Raw genomic sequence first — 20,853 nt, 5'->3', positions numbered from 1 at the left:
TAAAAAAATAGACATCTTTCGATGTCTATTTTGTCGATCAAGCGGTCTGTTCCGCTTCAAATCTTTCAAAGGCAAGCACTTTGCTTTCGATTTTGCGTAGGATTATGGTCATAATCGCCGTAATCACGAGGTAAATCACGCCAGCCATTCCGAAGATTGAGAGGGCATCATATTCCGTGCCGTAAAGCTGGCGGGCGTAGCCCATAATGTCCATAATCGTGATGGTTGAGGCGAGGGACGTGCCTTTGAACACGAGGACGATTTCGTTGCTGTAAGAGGGCAAGGCTCGTTTTAACGCATAAGGAATCAAAATTTTGAGGGTCTGCAAGCGGTTCAATCCGAGTGCCGCACAAGTTTCCCATTGCCCTTTTGGAATGGCTTTCACCGCCCCGTGGAACAATAAAGTCGAATAAGCGGTACTGTTCAAAGCGAGGGCTAACATCGCACAGAACCACGCGTCCGAGAAAAAGTACCAAAGAGGGCTGTCGATAATCCATTGAAACTGCCCCGGTCCACTATAAATCAGGAAAAATTGCACCAGCAACGGCGTTCCCGTAAACAGGGTAATGAAGCCGTTAATCAAGCATTTGATTGGGCGGTTGTCCATTGAGAGCAAGAACGTGAGCAACACCGACAAGGCGAACGCAATCACTAACGCCACCGCCGTGAGTTGCAAGCTCGTGCCGATCCCTTGGGCAATCGTGGTTAAATATTCCCATAACATTAGGCATTTCCTCGCTCAAATCGGGTAACGTGAAGTTCAAGGCGTTTGATAATTCGTTGGCTAACCAGCGTAATCGCCAAATAAATCAACGCCGCCAAACTAAACCAAGTGAACGGCTGATGGGTGTTGGCGTTAATCAATTCCGCTTGACGCATTAAATCGTCCACCCCGATTAACGATACCAACGCCGTATCTTTCAACAACACAAGCCATTGGTTGCTCAACCCAGGTAAAGCGTGTCGCCACACCTGCGGCATAATGATTTTGATGAAAGTGTGGGAACGGCTCAAACCGAGTGCAGCCCCTGATTCCCACTGCCCGAGGGGAATCGCCTTAATCGCCCCACGCAACGACTGGGAAGCGTAAGCGGCGAAAATAATCCCAAGGGCGAACGAACCGCACCAGAACGCACTAAATTCGGCGAAATCCCCCGTCAGCATAAACATCGCTTGGGTCAAGCCGAAATAAATCAGGAACACCACCAAAATTTCAGGCAAGCCACGCAAAAGCGTAACCACCGCCGCCGTACTTTTTCGCACGAGGGCATTTTTGTGGGTTTCCAACACCACAAACAGAATCGACAACACCAAGCCGATCACAAGGCTCGCCGCCGCAATCCCTAAGGTCATCAGGGTTGCGTTGCCGAGCAGAGAAAGATAATCCGCAAACACTATTTGTCCGCCATCCAAGTTTGATAAATTTGTTGATATTTTCCGTTGGCTTTAATTGCGGCTAACGCTTGATTTAACTTCGACACCAATTCCGCATTGCCTTTATTCACCGCAATACCGTAACCGCTGCCGAAGAAATCTTTGTCCACCACTTTTTCGCCCACGAAGCCAAATTCTGGTTCTGTTTTAAGCCATTCGGCAAGCACGGGGGTATCGCCGAAAATCATATCCACCCGACCATTTTTCAAATCCAACATCGCCGTTTGCAAGCTCACATAAGGTTTCAACTGATACTGCTTGCCATTTTTAACCAGATATTGCTGGAACGTCGATCCCGTCTGCACCCCCACGGTTTTCGCCGTTGCTGGGGTCGCCTTGCCTTTCACCGCCAAAAACGCCGCCGAGCTGTCGTAGTAAGGATCGGTAAAAGCAACCTGTCTCGCTCGGGCTTCGGTAATATCCATCGCCGAAATCGCCGCATCAAATTTTTTCATTTTGAGATCGGCAATCAAGCTATCAAAACTCTGGGTTTTGAACTGGCAAGTGGCTTGCATTTCCTCACACAAGGCTTTCGCCAAATCAATATCGAACCCGACCAACTCACCTTTTTCATTGGTGATCTCAAACGGGGCATAAGAGGGTTCAGTCGCAAAGGTCAAAGTTTGATTGGCGTTCGCCGCCAAAGCGGATAACGCTAAAACAGAAGTTAAAAGAAGTTTTTTCATTGTGTTTGATCCTGTATTTTTATTTTTGGTTTTTTAGGGGATTTGCCCCCTTCGGCACTGCGTGCCACTTCCCCCGCAAGCGGGGGCAGATCGGATTTCCCCAAGAAGGTAGATTTATGTGATCTTCCCCCGTTCACGGGGGAAGTACCACCGAAGGTGGGGAAGGGGGCAACAAGCGGTTAGATTTTGAAAAAGTTTACGAAAATCCTACCGCTTGTTTAGTTTTATTATTTTCGATTTCTCACATTCGATATTGAGGGCGGATATAAAATCCGCCCCTACGAATAATGATCTTGCTCGAACAAATTCCCCCGTCATTTTGCGTTGAGCGGTTTCGTCAATTTCAAGGGCGATTTGTACTGTTTGAGCTTGCGTAGCAAGCGAGTTTACAAATCGACCGTAGAAATTAGAAACAAGCGAAACAAAAGCAAAATGTTCGGGGCGTGTTTCTTTGGTTACTTTCTTTGCACGAGCAAAGAAAGTAACAACCTACTTAGCGAACCATTTATTGTAAACTTCTTGATATTTGCCGTTTGATTTAATGGTCGCCAACGCTCCGTTGAGTTTATTCAACAACTCAGTGTTTGATTTGTTTACGGCGATACCTAAACCGTTGCCGAAGAACTCTTTATCGGTAACTTTTTCGCCAACGTAGTCAAGTTCGCTGTCGGTTTTGAGCCACTCGGCAAGCACTGGGGTGTCGCCAAATAACATATCAATCCGACCGCTTTTCAAATCAAGCACGGCGGTTTGCAAGGTAGCATAAGGTTTTAAGGTGTATTGCTTGCCGTTTTTCACAAGGTATTGTTGGAACGTTGAGCCGTTTTGCACGCCCACGGTCTTCGCTGTTTCAGGGGTTGCTTTGCCTTTCACGGCTAAGAATGACGCAGTGCTGTCGAAGTATGGGTTCGTAAAGGCAACCTGTTTCGCACGGGCTTCGGTGATGTCCATTCCTGAAATTACCGCATCAAATTTTTTGAATTTTAAGCCAGCGATTAAGCTGTCGAACGAGTTCGCTTTAAATTCGCAAGTTGCTTTTAATTCCGCACAAAGGGCGTTCGCCACATCCACGTCAAAACCGATAATTTCGCCTTTTTCGTTGGTGGTTTCAAACGGGGCATAAGAGGGTTCCATCGCAAAAGTGATTTTCTCTTGGGCTTGAACAGAAAGGGTTGCTAATGCAATCGCTGACGCAATCAATAATTTTTTCATTGTAAATTCCTCAATTAGTGTGAGTGAGAGAGATATTGTGCAAATTGTGGGGTTTGCGGTTGCTCAAAACAGCTTGCATCGCCGCTTTCCACAATTCTGCCTTGTTCCATATACACGACTTTGGTCGCCACTTTGCGAGCCACCGAAACTTCGTGGGTTACAATCACTTGCGTAATGCCTGTGCTTTGTAATTCTTTAATAATATCAACCACTTGTGCAGTGATTTCTGGGTCGAGTGCCGCCGTAGGTTCATCAAACAGCAACACTTCGGGTTGCATCATCAAGGCTCGTGCAATCGCCACACGCTGCTGCTGACCGCCCGACAGTTGCAACGGAAAACGCTCGGCAAACTGAGCTAAACGCAGACGTTCCAACAAACTTTTGGCACGCTCTACCGCCTCGGTTTTGCTTAACCCAAGCACTTTCATCGGGGCTTCAATCAAATTTTGCAACACACTCAAATGTGCCCACAAATGATACTGCTGAAACACCATTCCCACCTCTTTGCGTAATGCAGAGAGCTGTTTGGTGTGCATTTTCGCCGAAAGATCAAAATGATGATTCGCAATTTTCAACGTACCAGATTGCGGCACTTCCAGTAAATTCAGGGTGCGAATGAGGGTACTCTTGCCCGCCCCACTCGGCCCGAGCAACACCACCGTATCGCCCTTTTCAATGTTCAAATTGATGTCAAACAAGGCTTGATTCGAGCCATAAAAGAAATTGACATTACTAATCCGAATTGCCATCGGTAAAAAATCCTATGTTTTATTGGCGTAAAATTGAATGAATATTAAAATTTATTGCATATTTATGCAAGAAAATTCTACTTTTCGCTGAAATAATCAACAGCAAGGGGTAGGATTTTCAAAAATTTCGTATAAGGGCGGATATAAAATCCGCCCCTACAAACAGTGATCTTGCTCGAACAAAAAATCCCCCGTCATTTTGCGTTGAGCGGTTTCGTCAATTTCAAGGTCAATTTGTACTGTTTGAGCTGACGAAGTCAGCGAGTTTACAAATTGACCGCAGAAATTAGAAACAAGCGAAACAATAGCAAAATGCTCGGGGGTCGCCTTTCTTTTTGGTTACTTTTTCTTTGGCGAAGCAAAGAAAAAGTAACAAATCCCAAACAAGGGGTAGGATTTTGAAAAATTTTCACATTCACAAAAAACCTCGAAATTCCCCAAAATCCCACCCCTTGCAGAGAATCACATCGTAAGAGTTAAAATAATGTGCTAAAATCCACTCAATTTTTTTACAGTATTTTCCGCAATCCACGATGAACATTGACCCAATTTGGCTTTATCTTGCCCTTTTTATTTTGTTTTTGGTTTCGATTTATCTCTTTTTTTTGCAATCCCATTATCAGCGAGATGCCAGAGAATTACGCTTAGATCTTGAAAGAAGTCAGCAAGATCTGGTTCAAATTCAGCAAAAGCACGATCAGATTTTGTTGGATAAAAATCAGATTGAGCAGTGGGCGGTGCAGTATAAAACCCAATTAGAGGCGAGCTTGCAACGCATTAGCGAAAAAGATCAACAAATTCAAACGATTAGCCACAAAATTGAAATCGCCGAGCAGGAAGAAAATCGCCTTGAAAGTTATGTTAACGAGCTAAAAGAGCGGGTTGGTTCAGCCACCACCAAAGCGGAAACATTGGATGAGCAACTGCAACAATCCCAGCAGCAGATCAGCGAAAAATCGCAGGAAAACCACCGCTTGTTGGGGCAACTTCATCAGGTTCAGCAGGAATTGACCGAACTTCGCACCACCCTTGCCGAAAAACAGGCGAATTTTGAGGCTCAACAGCGTAATTTTATTGAGGTAAAACAACAACTTAACGTGGAATTTCAGCACCTCGCCCAGCAAATTTTAGAGGAAAAAAGCCGTTCGTTTAGTGAGAGCAACCAATCTTCGTTAGAGGCGTTGCTCAAACCGTTCAAAGAGCAGATCGAGGGTTTTCAAAAGCGGGTGAATGAGGTGCATAGCGAGTCGATAAAAGGCACGGCGAATTTAGAGGCTGAGATTAAACGGGTGCTGCAAATCGGGGTGTCGATGTCGGAAGAAGCCCAAAATCTCGCCACGGCGTTGAAGGGCAATAATAAGGTGGTCGGCAACTGGGGCGAGGTGCAGTTGGAAAGTGCATTGCAGGCGGCGGGCTTGCTGGCGGGTGAGCATTATATCGCCCAAGAGCATTACAAAAATGAAGAAGGGAAAAGTGCTTTCCCTGATTTTGTGGTGCATTTGCCCGACCAAAAACACCTTGTGATCGACAGCAAAGTGTCGCTACTCGCCTATGATCAAGCGGTACGATCCCACGAAAATTTTGCAATCTCGCAGGCGTTGGACGAGCATTGCAAATCCCTGCGATCCCACATTGACGGTTTGGCGAAGAAAAAATATAGCGAGCTGTTGGGGATCAAAAGCCCCGATTTTGTGCTGATGTTCGTGCCGATTGAGCCAGCTTACATCGAGGCGATGAAGCACGATCCGCACCTGTTCAATTACGGCTACGAACGCAACGTGATTTTAGTTTCGCACACCACCCTAATGCCGATTTTACGCACGGTGGCGAACCTATGGCGGATTGAACGGGGCAACAATGAGGCGAGGGAAATCAGCGAAAAAGCGGGGGAAATTTATAACCAAGTTTGCACCATTGCCGAGCGTTTGAACCGTTTGGGGAATACGATTACCACCGCAAATAATCAATATAATCAAACAGTTACCGCCCTTGTCGGCAAACAAGGTTTGCTCGGCAAGGTGGAACGTTTCCAAAAACTTTCGGCAAAAGCCAGCCAAGAAGTACCACAAATTGAACTACTAAATAGTGAGGTGGAAACCGCACGGTTAGAGGTGTTGATTGCCGAACAAAAGGGGGCGAGCGATGTTGCTGATCGTGGATAATCACGACTCTTTTACTTTTAATTTGGTCGATCTGTTCCGCAAAATCGGCACGTCCTTTGAGGTGGTGTCGGCGGAAAAATTAGATTTGGACGAAGTCGAAAAATTTAGCCATATTTTGATCTCGCCCGGTCCTGATGTGCCACGAGCCTACCCCAATCTGTTCGCAATGTTGGATCGTTATCATCAACGCAAATCGATTTTGGGGGTTTGTTTAGGACATCAAACCCTGTGCGAGTTTTTTGGTGGCGAGCTTTACAACCTCAACCAAGTGCGACACGGGCAGAAACGCCCTCTGATTCAGCAACAGCCTAATCCGCTGTTTGCCAACCTGCCCGATACTTTTGGCATCGGGCTTTACCACTCGTGGGCGATTTCGCCAAAATCCCTCGCTAACACACCGCTTGTCGCCACGTCCACCTGCGATCAAGGGGTGTTAATGGCGTTCAAACATCAAGATTTACCGATTTTCGGGGTGCAATTCCACCCCGAATCCTTTATGACCGAGTTTGGCGAACAGATGCTACGCAACTGGTTGAGTTATAAAAAAGTATAAAAAACACCCGCTCGAAAGCGGGTATTTTTACAGTCGTACTACTTTAAAATTTTAAACTTACTTAGTTACAGCATCTTTCACTTCGGTCGCTTTTTCTTCAACCGCTTTTACTGCGTCAGCAGTCGCTTGTTTCGATTCTTCCACTTTTGTAGCTGCGGCATCTTTCATTTCTGTGGCTTTGTCAGCCACAGCATTTGCTGCGTCAGCAGTTGCTTGTTTCGCTTCTTCCACTTTTGTAGCTGCCGCATCTTTCATTTCTGTTGCTTTGTCCGCCACAGCGTTTGCTGCGTCAGCAGTTGCTTGTTTCGCTTCTTCCACTTTTGCAGCTGCGGCATCTTTCATTTCTGTTGCTTTGTCCGCCACAGCGTTTGCTGCGTCAGCAGTTGCTTGTTTTGCTTCTTCCACTTTTGCGGCTGCTGCATCTTTCACTTCTGCGGCTTTCTCAGCAACGGCGTTAGTCGCATCGGTTGCAGCTTGTTTTACTTCGGCAGCTTTGTTTTCGACCGCTTGTTTCGCCTGTTGTGCTTGATCACAAGCGGTTAATGCGAATACTGAACCTAAAACGATAGCTAATAATGATTTTTTCATTGGTTTATTCCTCAATGTAAGAAAAGAAAAACCCCAAATGGGATCAAGTAATTGCGGTGGTTAAGACACAGTAAAATCCGAGAAGTTCATTCACGCCATAAAAAAAATTACCGAACCTTTCGGCTCGGCAATTTGTTAGGCATTATGCACCTTATTCGTTCGCGGTGGAACGTGGGGCGGAATGAACGTGGCTGACGGCACTGGAATGTCCCCCGAAACCTTTGCCGTAGAAGTAGTAGCGTGAATACTGCCACTCTACGATTGGGTAAGGCTTCGCCATTTCGCCCTCGGTTTTCGCTTGGGTCATCGCCGATTTGGTGTGTTCCGCTCGCGAGAATGTGCCGAGTTTGCCCTCAAAGCGGTAGTCGCTTTGGTAGCTGGACGTTGGCTGCTGCACGGCAGCAATCGCTTCCACCGCTGGCGGTTGGGTTGCCCCAATCATTGCTGAACCTGCTTTGCTTTCGACCGCTTGGGCGGATTGCTGTTGAGCCGCCACTCGTTCGTTTTTCTCTTTAACGAGATCACGCTCACTTGGTTGCGACACAAAACCACCGAACGGCACGCTTGCCGTGCTTTGGCTGGCGACTGGCATTTCCGAGATTGGCAACACTGGCTCGAACGGTGCTGATTGGGCTTTCGCAGTTTGAACTTGTGGCTCTTGCTGTTGCAACATTTCATCGACCGACAGGAAACGTGGTTTTTCTTCCACTTTCGGGCTGTCAAATTTCACCCAAATCTTACCGCTTGCCAGCTCTGGCGAAGCCACTGCCGAACTTAACGGCATTGGGGCTTTTGGCTCGTTGCGGCGGCGATCATCACGGCGGCGTTGGTTGCCGACACGCAAATGGCGAGGCAGACGGCGTTGGCGACCGTTTTCACGCTCTTGACGATCTGCACCTTGCTCGAAACCTTGTTCCTCAAAGGTTGCTACGCTTTCCATTGAGCTTTCTGCTGGAATGTCCGTTGCAAGCGGTGGGTTTTGCTCAAATTTTTGCGGTGCTTCCGCCTCTTTTGCGGTAAAGGCTTGTGGGGCAACACTTTCGGTCGCCACAACATTGTTTACCGCATCGAGATTGTCGTTCGCTTCCACATTATCCACTCGCACTTTTTTGCGTAAATCACGGCGTTGGCGACGTTCTGAGACATTTTGCTGGCGTGGCTCAAAGGCTTCCGCTTGGCTTGCCCCAGCGACTTCTTCCACCACTTGACGGCGTGCTTTTTTCGGCTCGTTGCGATCCGCTTTTTCACGCTGTTGGCTATTTCTCGCTTCGTCTTGCTGAGCTTTGCGTTGCTCGTTTTTCTCTTGACGAGACGGACGCTCACGGCGTTGCTGACGGCGATCACGCGGATTGCGGTTTTTGCCTTTTGGCTTTTTCGCTGGCTCTTCTTCCGATTTGAACCACCCTTTGATCGTGGCGAATAAACGGCTCAACAGAGACGGTTTCGCAGGCTCAACAGGGGTTGGGGCAGGTTGTAAATTCAACTCGCTGCTTTGTAGCACCGATTCCACCGTAATCACAGGTTCGTTGCGAGTAACGAGGGTTTCTTCCGCTGAACTATGGTTGTGATGATAGTGCGGTTGCTGTTCTTCCAACGCTTGATAATGTTTGGCAAGATCGTAGCTCAATGTTGGCACGACATCGTTTTCACGCAAGCGGTAAACGCTGAAATGTGGGGTTTCCATACTTTCAGTCGGCACCACAATCACTTGCACATCGTGGCGTTTTTCAATGCTGGAAATCGCTTTGCGTTTTTCGTTGAGCAAGTAAGACGCTACTTCCACTGGCACAATGGTATGCACTTGGGCGGTGTTCTCTTTGATCGCCTCTTCTTCGAGTAAACGCAAGATTGAAAGGGCAATCGACTCGTTATCACGCACCTTGCCTGTGCCTTGGCAACGAGGGCAAACGTGGCTAGACGCTTCGCTCAATGATGGGCTTAAACGCTGACGGCTCATTTCGAGCAAGCCGAAGCGTGAAATGCGACCGAATTGGATTCTGGCACGATCTTGACGGGTTGCCTCACGGATACGATTTTCCACTTCACGCTGGTGGCGGACTGGGGTCATATCAATGAAGTCGATTACGATCAAACCGCCCAAATCGCGTAAACGCAACTGGCGAGCGATTTCGTCCGCCGCCTCTAAGTTGGTGTTGAGGGCGGTTTCCTCAATGTCGCCACCACGGGTGGAACGAGACGAGTTAATATCAATTGCGGTTAAGGCTTCCGTAACATCAATTACAATCGAACCGCCAGACGGCAAACGCACTTCACGTTGGAAAGCGGATTCAATCTGCGACTCAATTTGATAATGGCTGAACAACGGCACTTCGCCCTCATAAAGGCGAACACGGTTGATAAAATCAGGGCGAACAAGGCGAATGTGATTTTTGGCTTTCTCGAACACTTTTTTGTTGTCGATTAAAATCTCGCCAATATCACGGCGAAGATAATCGCGAATTGCACGCACAATCACATCGCTTTCTTGATGAATGAGGAACGGGGCTGGACGGGATTCCGCCGCTTTTTTAATCGCATCCCAATGGTGCAGCAGCACTTTTAAGTCCCACTGCAATTCCTCTGGCGATTTGCCCACGCCAGCGGTACGCACGATCAAGCCCACATCATCAGGCACATCAAGGCAATCCAACGCTTCTTTGAGTTCCAAACGCTCATCGCCCTCAATGCGGCGAGAAATCCCCCCCGCACGCGGATTGTTCGGCATTAACACCAAATAGCTACCCGCCAATGAAATAAAGGTGGTCAGGGCTGCCCCTTTGTTGCCACGCTCTTCTTTGCTCACTTGAACGATAACTTCTTGCCCTTCTTGAATAATATCTTTGATATTTGGGCGACCTTGGAACACATAATCGGCAGGGAAATAATCACGAGAGATTTCTTTGAGGGGAAGGAAACCGTGGCGTTCCGCACCATAATCGACAAATGCGGCTTCAAGACTTGGCTCGACACGGGTAATTTTGCCCTTGTAGATATTCGATTTTTTCTGCTCGAAGCCTGGGTTTTCAATATCCAGATCGAACAGTCGCTGCCCATCAACGAGGGCAACTCGCAACTCTTCTTTTTGCGTTGCGTTGATTAACATTCTTTTCATTGTGTTTTCTCATCTTTCTTTTTGATTTTATAAAGCGTGGAAGTTCGTTGGCTATCTCACGACGGTCAGTTCCTCGCAACGATTTGCTTTTTACGCCTATTAGGCTCACCTTGTGCGATCACGTCTTACACTCAATTCGTTTGACTAAATTGACCGCATAATCAATCACTTAACTTGCATAAACTTGCTTGCAAGCGGTGGGATTTGAGCAAATTTTTACCTCAAATTGCCTTGCAAATTAGGCACACAAAAAAGCACGGCATTATGCCATTTTTCGGGGGGAAGTGGCAAGGAAAAGGGGGTGGAAATTTCACGCAATCGCACCCCTTGCAAGCATAAAAAAGGGGCGTTCCGAATGCCCCTTGTGAATTATTTTGACGGTTTTTCCAACGCCCCCAACAATTCCTGCGGTAAATGCAGATCGAGTTGGTTGTAAGGAATGGAAATTCCCTCACGATCAAAGGCGATTTTGACGCTTTCCATAATCGCAAACTGGGTGGTTGCGAAATCGGCGGTTTTGACCCACGGACGGACGAAAATCTGCACGCTGCTCGCCGCCAAATTGCCGACCGAAATCACAGGTTCAGGGGTGGTTAGCACTCGCTCGTCGGCTTTCAAGCAATCGGCGATAATCGCTTTCGCTTTGGCGATATCCGCCTCGTAAGCGATGTCGAAAATCATATCAATACGGCGAGTTTTGTTGCGAGAATAGTTGGTAATGCTGTCGGCAAACACCTTGCCGTTTGGCACGAGAATGGTTTTATTGTCGGGGGTGCGAAGTTCCAACATCAGCAAGCCCATTTGTCGCACCTTGCCCGACACACCGCCCGCTTCGATAAAATCATCTTTTTTGAATGGTTTGAAGATCAAAATCATCACGCCCGCCGCAAAATTTTGCAGGGAATTTTGCAACGCCAAACCAATCGCCAAACCTGCCGCACCAATCAACGCCACCAGCGAACTGGTGTTAATCCCCAGTTGCGAGAGCGAGGCGATCACGGTAATCAGCAAAAACAGAAAATAGCTCATTGAGCGGACGAAACTATGCAACATTTCGTCTTTGCTGGATAGCAAAACGCCCTTGCTCAAAATATTGCTGAAAAAACGTGCCAGATAACGCCCGATCACAAAAATCGCAATCGCCAGCAAAATTTTCGTGCCGTAAGGGATAATCCATTGATTCAGAATGGTGTTGAGATCCATTGTTTCCGCTTGTTTTAGTACCTCAACCGTCTTTTCGGGCAAGTTAGTGAGAGCTTGCACCGCCTTATCTGCGGTGTCATTGGTGGTCGTTGTTGTCATATTTACCTCTTATGAAAAAATGCAATCCTAGCATAGATTTTATGGTAGGATTTGCATTATTTTTTATCACGATGTAATCAATGACAACAGAAAAAATCATTAGTGCCGCGGTACAATTTTTTACCATCAGCGAAGACGAGGCAGGGCAACGCCTCGATAATTTCCTGCTCGCCAAACTGAAAGGTGTGCCGAAAAGCCTGATTTACCGCATTGTTCGCAAGGGCGAGGTGCGTGTAAACAAAGGGCGAATCAAGCCTGAATATAAATTGCAAACCGATGATGTGGTGCGAGTGCCGCCCGTACGAGTGGCGGAAAAAAACGAACCGCCAATATCCACCAAACTGAATAAAGTCGCTGAACTCGAACAGCAGATTTTGTATGAAGATGAGGTATTGCTGGTGATCAACAAGCCCTCGGGGATTGCGGTGCACGGCGGCAGCGGATTGAGCTTCGGCGTGATCGAAGCCTTGCGAGCGTTGCGTCCTCAGGCTCGTTTTTTGGAATTGGTGCATCGAATCGACCGCGACACCTCGGGTATTCTGCTGGTGGCGAAAAAACGCTCGGCGTTGCGTTCCCTACACGAACAGCTTCGTGAAAAAGTGGTGCAAAAAGATTACCTCGCCCTCGTGCGAGGGCAATGGCAGGCTCACGTTAAGGCGATCAAAGCCCCGTTGCTCAAAAACGAACTGGCGAGCGGCGAGCGGATTGTGAAAGTGAGCGAAGAGGGCAAACCGTCCGAAACCCGTTTTGCCATTGAGGAACGCTACCCAACCGCTACCCTCGTCAAAGCCTCGCCAATCACGGGGCGAACCCACCAAATCCGCGTGCATACCCAATACGCAGGGCATCCGATTGCGTTAGACGACAAATACGGCGATCAAGATTTCGACCAAAAAATGAAAGAGACAGGGCTAAACCGCTTGTTCCTACACGCCCACTCGATCCGCTTCATCCACCCCAAAACCGATGAACAAATGCATATCACCGCCCCCCTCGACAAAAACCTCAAAGGGGTGTTGGCGAAGTTGAGAGGGTAATCAATTTGCAAGGGGGGATGATCGAAATTTTCGGAAATCCTGCCCCTTGCACGGCAAATTATTTCATTTCCGCAAAAACCTTATCCGCAGCGGCGAGGGTGTCGGCGATGTCTTGGTCGCTGTGGGCGAGGGACATAAAACCTGCCTCGAATGCCGATGGGGCGAGGTAAACGCCGTGGGCGAGCATTTTGTGGAAGAATGTGTTGAATTTTTGTACATCACATTTCATCACATCTTGGTAGCTTGCCACTTTTTCTTGTTCGGTAAAGAAAATGCCGAACATTCCGCCCACATATTGTACCGTGAATGGGATACCGTGCTTGTCGGCTAGGGCTTTCAAGCCTTCGGCGAGGGTTTTGGTTTTATCGGCGAGCAGTTGCTCATTGCCCGATTTTGACAGTTCGGTTAAGCACGCTAAACCTGCTGCCATTGCGATTGGATTGCCCGATAAAGTGCCTGCTTGGTAAACAGGGCCGGTTGGGGCGATATATTCCATAATCTCTTTTTTACCGCCGAACGCCCCGACTGGCATTCCGCCGCCGATGATTTTGCCGAGGGTGGTAAGATCAGGGGTAACGCCGTAGTAGCTTTGCGCACCGCCGAGGGCGACACGAAAGCCTGTCATCACTTCGTCAATAATAAACACTGCCCCGTATTGGGTGCAAAGCTCACGCAAGCCTTGCAAGAAGCCTGCTGTTGGCGGAATGCAGTTCATATTGCCCGCCACGGGTTCGATAATCAAACAGGCGATTTGGTCGGGATATTGCTCAAAGGCTTGTTTCACGCTGTCGAGGTTGTTGTATTCGCAAGTGAGCGTATGCTTGGCGAAATCTTCTGGCACACCTGGCGAACTTGGCTGACCAAGGGTCAAAGCACCTGATCCTGCTTTGACGAGTAGGGAATCGGAATGTCCGTGATAACAGCCCTCAAATTTGATGATTTTATCTCGCCCTGTGTAGCCTCGTGCAAGGCGGATCGCAGACATTGTCGCTTCCGTGCCAGAGCTGACCATTCGCACCATTTCGATAGACGGCACGAGCTGGCAAACTAATTCGGCTAATTCAATTTCACGGGCGGTTGGTGCACCGAAACTTAATCCGTTCGGCACAGCGTCCAACACCGCTTTGATAATCGCAGGGTGGTTATGCCCTAACACCATTGGACCCCACGAGCCAACGTAATCAATATAACGCTTGCCCTCGCTATCGAAAATATAAGCCCCTTCGGCTTTTTCGATAAATAACGGCGTGCCACCCACGCCTTTGAACGCTCGCACCGGCGAATTTACCCCACCCGGGATCACTTTTTGGGCTTTTTCAAACAGAGATTGAGAAGATTGCATTGTTGTTCCTTTTTTAAATCAATCAAAATGGGCGATATTGTACTTTAAATTCACAAAACAGATGAAAAAAATTGAGTGTTTTAGCGGTTATGTTATGATCCGCACATTTTGAATTTTCCACTTGTTGAGGGTTCGCATTTTGATGTGGCTGACTTTTGTTGCTGTATTTCTTGTTTCTTTTACTGCGTTGATCGCAATGCGTCCTGTCGCCGAAAAAATCGGCTTGGTGGATAAACCGAATTACCGCAAACGTCATCAGGGCTTGATTCCGCTGATTGGGGGGATTGCCCTCTTTCTCGGCAACCTTACCTTTTACCTGTTGCAATGGGATCAAATGGAACTGCCGTGGCTCTATCTCTCTTCGGTAACGGCGTTGCTGATTATCGGCGTGCTAGATGATCGCTTTGATGTTAGCCCCTTTTTGCGAGCGATTATTCAAGCGACCCTCGCAGGGCTAATGATTTACAGCGGATTATCCCTCGAAAGTTTAGGGCAACTGATCGCCCCATTTAGCTTAGAATTAGGCGTGTTGGGCGTAGTGTTCACCGTATTAGTAACCATTGGCGTAATCAATGCGTTCAATATGATTGACGGCATTGACGGCTTGCTCGCAGGGCTTTCGAGCGTGAGTTTTCTCGGCATTGGAACTTTGATGTGGCTAGATAGTCAATATATCCTCGCTTACTGGTGCTTTGCGATTGTGGTAGTGCTAATCCCCTATGCGATGTTCAATCTCAGCCTGTTTGGGGCGAAATGGAAAGTCTTTATGGGCGATTCGGGCAGTACGTTGATTGGCTTCACGATTATCTGGATTTTGCTACTCAGCACGCAGGGGCAAGGGCATTCTATCAGCCCGATTACAGGCTTATGGCTAATCGCCGTGCCGTTAATTGATATGGTGGCGGTGATTATCCGCCGCTTGAAAAAAGGCAAAAGCCCGTTCCGTCCCGACCGCTTGCACCTGCACCATTTAATGATGCGAGCAGGCTTAACCTCTCGCCAAGCCTTAGCCGTTATCACATTCGGGGCGGGCGTTTGTGCCACCATTGGCGTACTCGGCGAGCGTTATTATTGGAATCAATGGGTAATGTCGATTGGCTTTATCGGCTTATTTTTTCTTTATGCGTATTCCATTACTCACGCGTGGCGGGTAACCCGTTTTATTCGCCGAATGAAGCGTAGAGCGAAACGCAAACAACAAATTTCATAAAAGGTAAGATCAAATGGAACAAGAACAAAAAACATCTTCAACTACCAAAACCATTTTGACAGGGGCGATCACCCTTGCTTTAACCACCGCCATTGGGGCGGGGATCGGCTTTGGGGCAAGCTATGTGCAAACCCCAAAATGGCGAGCGACAGCACAATTTGACCAGCCGAAAGTGAGCGAATTGGGTAACTATTTCGATCTTTACTCAACCTACACCTTTTTGAACGGTGGCGAGCCACAATCTTACACCCTATTAAAAAACGAACAGGGTCAATTCAGCCTTGCCCCACAACGTTCACAAACAGCGGAACAAATGGCAACCGAATCCGCTTATCAAGAATTTAAACGTAATTTAACCTCGCCTGATGTGCTGAAAGATTACCTCACTCGCACCAACTTAGTGAAAGTGAAATCCCAAACGGAAAACATTTCCGAAACGGCGGCAATGGAACAACTTTCCAGCCAATTCAACTTCCAACGAGCCAACCTCAACAAAGGCACAGCGGACAGTTTGAGCGTAACCTCAACCAAAACCGATGAAGCTGCAAAAATGCTTAACGGCTTCATTCAATTTGCCAATCAGCAAACCCGTGTAAACCTCAACACCGATTTGATTGCGAAGTGGAAAATCCTGTTCCAACAAGTGAAAAATGCAACGGAATTGAAACTCGGCCCGACCCAACAGGGCAACCAAATTGCAATGCAAGATTGGAACGGTAAACTTAACATTATGAAAACCGTGCAGCCCCTTGATGATAAATTAGTCGCTTACCGTTTTGTGCAAAGCCCAACGGAAGCTGGCTCGCCAATTGCCCCAAAACGTTCGATTTGGGCGATGATCGGGGCATTGAGCGGTTTATTGCTCGGAATGATCGGGCTTTCCGCTCGCCGTTCGCCAAAATCGGCACAAAATGGCTAATCGCAATATCTTGATCGTCTTTGGCACTCGCCCAGAGGCGATCAAACTCGCCCCCCTCGCAAAATTATTGGCGAAACAGACCGCTTGTAACGTCAAAATTTGCGTAACGGGGCAACATCGGCAAATGCTGGATCAGGTGCTTGATCTGTTTGAGATCACACCTGATTTTGATCTCAACATTATGGCGAACGGGCAATCCCTCGCCGACATTACCGCCAAAGTCTTACAAAAATTACCCCCAATTTTTGAGGCATTTCGCCCCGATCTTGTGATCGTCCACGGCGACACCACCACCTCATTTTCTGCTGCCCTCGCCAGCTTTTACGCCAAGATTCTGATTGCACACGTTGAAGCAGGACTACGCACCCACAATCTCAAATCCCCCTTTCCCGAAGAGGGCAACCGAGCTTTAACGGGCGTGCTTGCCGATTATCACTTCGCCCCTACGCTGTCCGCCCAAGCCAATTTGTTGCGAGAGGGCAAATCCGCCGAGCGAATTTGGGTAACAGGCAACACCGTGATTGACGCTTTGTTTGAGGTTCGCCAAAAAATTCAGCAAAACCCACCGCTTGCAACGGCGTTGGCGGCACGTTACCCCTTTTTAAACCCTGATCAAAAAATGATTTTGGTTACCGCTCACCGCCGAGAACATTTTGGCGAGGGCTTTGAGCGGATTTGCCAAGCCTTGGCAACGCTGGCGGAACAGCACCCCACGGTGCAGATTGTGTACCCCGTTCATCTCAACCCTAAAGTGCAAGAACCCGTTCATCGCTGGCTCACCAAGTTTGAAAACATCTTTTTGATCGAACCTCAGGATTACCTGCCCTTCGTCTATTTAATGGATCAAGCCTATTTGATTTTGACTGACTCGGGCGGAATCCAAGAAGAAGCCCCCGCCCTCGGCAAGCCCGTGTTGGTAATGCGAGAAAGCACCGAGCGGTTCGAGGCGGTCGAAGCTGGCACAGTAAAATTAGTCGGCACAGACCCCACTAAAATTTGCCAAGAAACCACCGCTTTACTGACCAACCCCACCGCCTACCAACAAATGGCACAAGCCCACAACCCCTACGGCAACGGCGATGCTTGCCAGCGGATTGTGGATATTTTAAATCAGCAGTTGCAAGGGGATAGATAAATCAAAAAAGAGGCATTCGCCTCTTTTGGTTTAGACAGTTTTGATGGTTGGCACGAGTTCGATATTTAAGGCATTTAAAATCTTGCGGATCGTCTCAAAACGAGGCTTTTTTGAGGAAAGGGTTTGATAAAGACTTTCTCGCCCAATCCCTGCTTTTTGAGCCAATTCGTTCATTCCTTTGGCTCGTGCCACATCATTGAGGGCTTGGATAAATTCTTCATCTGTGCCGTCTTTCAAAATTTCTGCAAGATAAAGGGCAATCAACTCATCATTTTTGAGGTGTTCCGCCACATCAAATGTTTTCACGCCATATTTTTCATCGAAAGCTAAATTACTCATTTTTTAATCCTATTTTGTACAAATTTATCTCGTAGAAATGTTGAAAAATCTGCCCGCTTGGGGCGGAAAGATGTGGGGTTACGCATTAAAAACGTTTGAATTTTGTACTGAAAACAATACAGAAGAAAACCAATTTGTGCAAATAAAAAATGGATCAGCTGGGCTATAATAGCCCTCTTTTTTGATTGACGAGAAAAAATGAAAACATTTAATACCATTTCGGTGATCGGTTTGGGCTACATTGGTTTGCCAACCGCCACGGCATTCGCTTCCGCAGGAAAGCGAGTGTTGGGGGTAGATGTGAACCCTGTGGCGGTGGAGACGATCAACCAAGGCAAAATTCATATTGTTGAACCTGATTTAGATGTGGCGGTGCATCGTGCGGTTGAGCAGGGCAAGCTATCGGCGAGTTTAACGGTGCAACCTGCGGACGCGTTTTTGATCGCGGTGCCGACCCCATTCAAGGGCGATTATCAACCCGATCTTGCCTATGTGGAAGCGGCGGCGAAGTCGATTGCCCCTGTGTTGAAAAAGGGCGATTTGGTGGTGTTGGAATCCACCTCGCCAGTCGGAGCGACCGAATCCGTTGAGCAATGGCTTAAACAGGCTCGTCCTGATCTTTCGTTCCCAACGGACGCAGGCGAAAACGCCGATATTCATCTCGCTTACTGCCCTGAACGTGTGTTGCCGGGCAAAATTATGACCGAGCTGTTTGAAAACGACCGAGTGATCGGCGGTTTGACCCCAAAATGTGCCGAACAAGCGGTGGCTTTGTATCAAATTTTTGTTAAAGGCGAGTGCATTCAAACCAACGCTCGTACCGCCGAAATGTGCAAACTCACCGAAAACAGCTTCCGTGATGTGAACATCGCTTTCGCCAACGAGCTTTCGTTGATTTGCGACAAACTCAACATCAGCGTGTGGGAATTGATTGCATTGGCGAACCGCCACCCGCGTGTGAACATTCTGCAACCTGGGGCAGGCGTGGGCGGACATTGCATCGCTGTCGATCCGTGGTTTATCGTGGCACAAGCCCCAGAGCAGGCTCGCCTGATCCGAACCGCTCGTGAAGTGAACGATCACAAACCGCACTGGGTGATCGACAAAGTCAAATCAGCCTTGGCGGATTGTGTTACGGCGAAAAACGTAAAAGCGAGCGAAGTGAAAATCGCCTGCTTGGGCTTGGCGTTCAAACCTGATATTGACGACTTGCGAGAAAGCCCTTCGGTGGAAATTACCGCCGAACTTGCCGATTGGCATTCGGATGAAGTTTGGGCAGTTGAGCCGAATGTGGCTGAGTTGCCGAAATCTTTGGCAGGTAAAGTAAAATTGGTCGATTTTGAGAACGCCCTCGAACAAGCGGATATTTTGGTGCTTTTAGTCGATCACAAACCATTTAAAGCCAAGCCTGTGAGCGAAATTCGCCAACGGTGGATTGTTGATACCAGAGGGATTTGGGTTAAATAGAACAACATTAGAATAAATAAAAATTAGCCAACAAGCGGTTAGATTTTTAAAAAGAAATGCTAAACTCTTTCTTTTTTTGAGAATTATCAAAATTGGACATATTTACCGATTGAGCCTTTCGCCAGCCGAGCGGATTTCGAGCCGTTTGAAGCCCAAATGCACCAATCGACTGATCCCTATTATCTCGAGATCAAAGCCAAAACAAGCGGTCAGATTTTGGGAAGTTTTGCCCTAATGCGAATCGACCGCCACAACCGCACCCTTGAAATGGGCTGGGTGGTCTATTCCACCGCCCTACAACGCACCCGAATGGCAACCGAAGCCCAATATCTCGTGATGAAATATGTGTTTGAAACGCTGGGCTACCGCCGTTACGAATGGAAATGCGACGCCCTCAACGCCCCCTCACGCCACGCCGCCGAACGCCTCGGCTTCCGCTACGAAGGCACATTCCGCCAAATGCAAGTGTACAAAAACCGCACCCGCGACACCGCCTGGTTTTCCCTACTCGACCACGAATGGCACGCCAATAAAATCCGACTTGAACGCTGGCTAGATAAGGCGAATTTTGACCAGAATGGACGGCAGATTGAACCGTTGCAAGGGGTGGGATTTTAGATAATTATGACCCCACCCCAATAAAAAACGCCAATAAAATCGGGGCGGCGAGGTTGATAATCACGCCGAAGCTCATTGCGAAGGGGACGATTTGAATCCCGCCCGATTTTTGGATAATCGGCAGGGTGCAGTCCATTGCGGTTGCCCCTGCGACACTTACGGCGGTGGACGGCAACCGTTTCATCAAGAACGGAATAAACAGCAGGCACAAAATTTCTCTCGCCAAGTCGTTGAAGAACGCAATGCTGCCGTAAACTGCCCCCCACGCATCGTTCAACAGCACGCTTGACAAGGAATACCAGCCAAAGCCCGAGGCAATCGCTAAGGCTCTCGCCATTGGCAAATCGAACAGATAGCCCAACACTACGCCGCCGAGCAAACAGCTCACAATAAACAAAATCGAGGCTTGCCAGCCGCGTTTGTTGATAAACACTTCTCGCAACGGAATGCCACTGCTGCGTAATTGGCTGCCTACGCAGAAAATCATTACCACCAAAACGTAGGTGCTGCTGTGTAGCGGAAAGTCGATAATCCCTTTGCTGAAAAAGCCGATGAGCACGCCAGCGAACACGGTCAAACAGAGTTGCAATGATTCCCACAGTTGGGCGAGGCGAGAGGGAAGCGGTTGGTTTTCGTCCGTTTTTTGCGAAAGGGGGCGGAACAGATCGAAAATCGCAATGCACGCCACGTTGCTCAAAAATAAAATCGCACAAGCCCCGAACGCAATCGCCCCGATTTGGGGCAGTTTGGTGGTTAAATCGTCTAACTGCCCGACCGAAATCCCCATCGCCAACAAAATCAAATAGAGGCAAAGCATCGTGATTTTGCCGAGCAACGCCTGATGGTTGGCGAAACGAAACAGATAGCCCAATACGAGTGGAATAAATACAATCGAAAGACCGAATAACATTGAAATTTCCCCCTAAATTTAAAATGGACGTAGTATGCCATAATTGAAAAAACAAGCGGGTAGATTTGCAAAAATTTT

General features: G+C 48.0%; 20 protein-coding genes. 9 read left to right on the top strand and 11 right to left on the bottom strand.

Annotated features, from left to right (window positions below; genetic code table 11):
* Positions 1 to 37 precede the first annotated feature (37 nt).
* From artM to artP, 5 genes are all read right to left on the bottom strand, one after another.
* Positions 38 to 724, bottom strand: a complete 687-nt coding sequence (artM, locus tag B0187_RS03795; protein ID WP_078236528.1) for an arginine ABC transporter permease ArtM — start codon at positions 722 to 724, stop codon at positions 38 to 40.
* Complete coding sequence (gene artQ, locus B0187_RS03790) at positions 724 to 1,395, bottom strand: arginine ABC transporter permease ArtQ (protein WP_078236527.1); 672 nt, start codon at positions 1,393 to 1,395, stop codon at positions 724 to 726. Before artQ ends, artM begins: the two co-directional genes overlap by 1 nt.
* Complete coding sequence (locus B0187_RS03785) at positions 1,395 to 2,120, bottom strand: lysine/arginine/ornithine ABC transporter substrate-binding protein (protein ID WP_078236526.1); 726 nt, start codon at positions 2,118 to 2,120, stop codon at positions 1,395 to 1,397. Before B0187_RS03785 ends, artQ begins: the two co-directional genes overlap by 1 nt.
* Before the next feature lie 489 nt (positions 2,121 to 2,609).
* The gene (locus tag B0187_RS03780; RefSeq protein WP_078236525.1) at positions 2,610 to 3,332 is read right to left on the bottom strand and encodes a transporter substrate-binding domain-containing protein; all 723 of its coding nucleotides are present in this window, start codon (positions 3,330 to 3,332) and stop codon (positions 2,610 to 2,612) included.
* A 14-nt stretch (positions 3,333 to 3,346) separates the two neighbouring features.
* Positions 3,347 to 4,081 (bottom strand): arginine ABC transporter ATP-binding protein ArtP, encoded by a 735-nt coding sequence (gene artP / locus B0187_RS03775; RefSeq protein ID WP_078236524.1) that lies wholly within the window; start codon positions 4,079 to 4,081, stop codon positions 3,347 to 3,349.
* A gap of 533 nt (positions 4,082 to 4,614) precedes the next feature.
* On the opposite strand from artP, the gene B0187_RS03770 reads away from it, so the two are divergent.
* Positions 4,615 to 6,243, top strand: a complete 1,629-nt coding sequence (locus B0187_RS03770; protein WP_078236523.1) for a DNA recombination protein RmuC — start codon at positions 4,615 to 4,617, stop codon at positions 6,241 to 6,243.
* The gene (locus B0187_RS03765; protein WP_078236522.1) at positions 6,224 to 6,796 is read left to right on the top strand and encodes an anthranilate synthase component II; all 573 of its coding nucleotides are present in this window, start codon (positions 6,224 to 6,226) and stop codon (positions 6,794 to 6,796) included. The genes B0187_RS03770 and B0187_RS03765 overlap by 20 nt, the downstream gene beginning before the upstream one ends.
* 57 nt (positions 6,797 to 6,853) lie before the next feature.
* On the opposite strand, the gene fgbA is transcribed toward B0187_RS03765, so the two are convergent.
* The 3 genes from fgbA to B0187_RS03750 all read right to left on the bottom strand — a co-directional run bounded on the left by fgbA (position 6,854) and on the right by B0187_RS03750 (position 11,798).
* On the bottom strand, positions 6,854 to 7,384 hold the full coding sequence (gene fgbA, locus B0187_RS03760; protein WP_078236521.1) for a fibrinogen binder A: 531 nt from the start codon (positions 7,382 to 7,384) through the stop codon (positions 6,854 to 6,856).
* 151 nt (positions 7,385 to 7,535) lie between these two features.
* A complete protein-coding gene (rne, locus tag B0187_RS03755) occupies positions 7,536 to 10,496 on the bottom strand; it encodes a ribonuclease E (RefSeq protein WP_211272704.1) in 2,961 nt (986 codons plus the stop codon).
* Positions 10,497 to 10,865: 369 nt separating this feature from the next.
* Positions 10,866 to 11,798 (bottom strand): mechanosensitive ion channel family protein, encoded by a 933-nt coding sequence (locus tag B0187_RS03750; protein ID WP_078236520.1) that lies wholly within the window; start codon positions 11,796 to 11,798, stop codon positions 10,866 to 10,868.
* Between the two features lie 80 nt (positions 11,799 to 11,878).
* Between B0187_RS03750 and rluC the strand changes: the two genes are divergently transcribed.
* Positions 11,879 to 12,835, top strand: coding sequence for a 23S rRNA pseudouridine(955/2504/2580) synthase RluC (gene rluC / locus B0187_RS03745; protein WP_078236519.1), 957 nt, complete (start codon positions 11,879 to 11,881; stop codon positions 12,833 to 12,835).
* A gap of 58 nt (positions 12,836 to 12,893) precedes the next feature.
* Here rluC and hemL read toward each other — a convergent pair whose 3' ends face one another.
* Entirely contained in the window at positions 12,894 to 14,177 is a 1,284-nt protein-coding gene (gene hemL / locus B0187_RS03740) for a glutamate-1-semialdehyde 2,1-aminomutase (RefSeq protein WP_078236518.1), read from the bottom strand.
* A 142-nt stretch (positions 14,178 to 14,319) separates the two neighbouring features.
* On the opposite strand from hemL, the gene wecA reads away from it, so the two are divergent.
* Genes wecA through wecB form a run of 3 tightly spaced genes read left to right on the top strand, consistent with a single transcriptional unit; the run spans position 14,320 to position 17,441 of the window.
* Positions 14,320 to 15,387 (top strand): UDP-N-acetylglucosamine--undecaprenyl-phosphate N-acetylglucosaminephosphotransferase, encoded by a 1,068-nt coding sequence (gene wecA / locus B0187_RS03735; protein ID WP_078236517.1) that lies wholly within the window; start codon positions 14,320 to 14,322, stop codon positions 15,385 to 15,387.
* A 13-nt stretch (positions 15,388 to 15,400) separates the two neighbouring features.
* Positions 15,401 to 16,306, top strand: coding sequence for a Wzz/FepE/Etk N-terminal domain-containing protein (locus B0187_RS03730; protein ID WP_078236516.1), 906 nt, complete (start codon positions 15,401 to 15,403; stop codon positions 16,304 to 16,306).
* Positions 16,299 to 17,441, top strand: a complete 1,143-nt coding sequence (gene wecB, locus B0187_RS03725) for a non-hydrolyzing UDP-N-acetylglucosamine 2-epimerase (RefSeq protein ID WP_078236515.1) — start codon at positions 16,299 to 16,301, stop codon at positions 17,439 to 17,441. Before B0187_RS03730 ends, wecB begins: the two co-directional genes overlap by 8 nt.
* 30 nt (positions 17,442 to 17,471) lie before the next feature.
* Here wecB and B0187_RS03720 read toward each other — a convergent pair whose 3' ends face one another.
* Positions 17,472 to 17,780 carry an addiction module antidote protein gene (locus B0187_RS03720; protein WP_078236514.1) on the bottom strand — a complete coding sequence of 103 codons (309 nt, stop codon included), beginning with the start codon at positions 17,778 to 17,780 and terminating at the stop codon, positions 17,472 to 17,474.
* 37 nt (positions 17,781 to 17,817) lie between these two features.
* Between B0187_RS03720 and B0187_RS10420 the strand changes: the two genes are divergently transcribed.
* The 3 genes from B0187_RS10420 (at position 17,818) to B0187_RS03710 (ending at position 19,865) form a co-directional block, all read left to right on the top strand.
* The gene (locus B0187_RS10420) at positions 17,818 to 17,949 is read left to right on the top strand and encodes a hypothetical protein (protein ID WP_281247595.1); all 132 of its coding nucleotides are present in this window, start codon (positions 17,818 to 17,820) and stop codon (positions 17,947 to 17,949) included.
* A 29-nt stretch (positions 17,950 to 17,978) separates the two neighbouring features.
* Positions 17,979 to 19,247 (top strand): UDP-N-acetyl-D-mannosamine dehydrogenase, encoded by a 1,269-nt coding sequence (gene wecC / locus B0187_RS03715; RefSeq protein WP_078236513.1) that lies wholly within the window; start codon positions 17,979 to 17,981, stop codon positions 19,245 to 19,247.
* 108 nt (positions 19,248 to 19,355) lie between these two features.
* Positions 19,356 to 19,865: a GNAT family N-acetyltransferase gene (locus B0187_RS03710; protein WP_078236512.1), complete on the top strand. Its 510-nt coding sequence runs from the start codon at positions 19,356 to 19,358 to the stop codon at positions 19,863 to 19,865.
* A 4-nt stretch (positions 19,866 to 19,869) separates the two neighbouring features.
* Here the strand turns inward: B0187_RS03710 and B0187_RS03705 are convergent, their stop codons facing one another.
* Positions 19,870 to 20,775 carry a LysO family transporter gene (locus B0187_RS03705; RefSeq protein WP_078236511.1) on the bottom strand — a complete coding sequence of 302 codons (906 nt, stop codon included), beginning with the start codon at positions 20,773 to 20,775 and terminating at the stop codon, positions 19,870 to 19,872.
* Positions 20,776 to 20,853 lie beyond the last annotated feature (78 nt).

It is taken from the genome of Haemophilus paracuniculus (assembly GCF_002015115.1).
GTDB lineage: Bacteria > Pseudomonadota > Gammaproteobacteria > Enterobacterales > Pasteurellaceae > Haemophilus_E > Haemophilus_E paracuniculus.
Note: the sequence above shows the minus strand (reverse complement) of the source record. Positions and strands in the feature narration are given on the sequence as shown.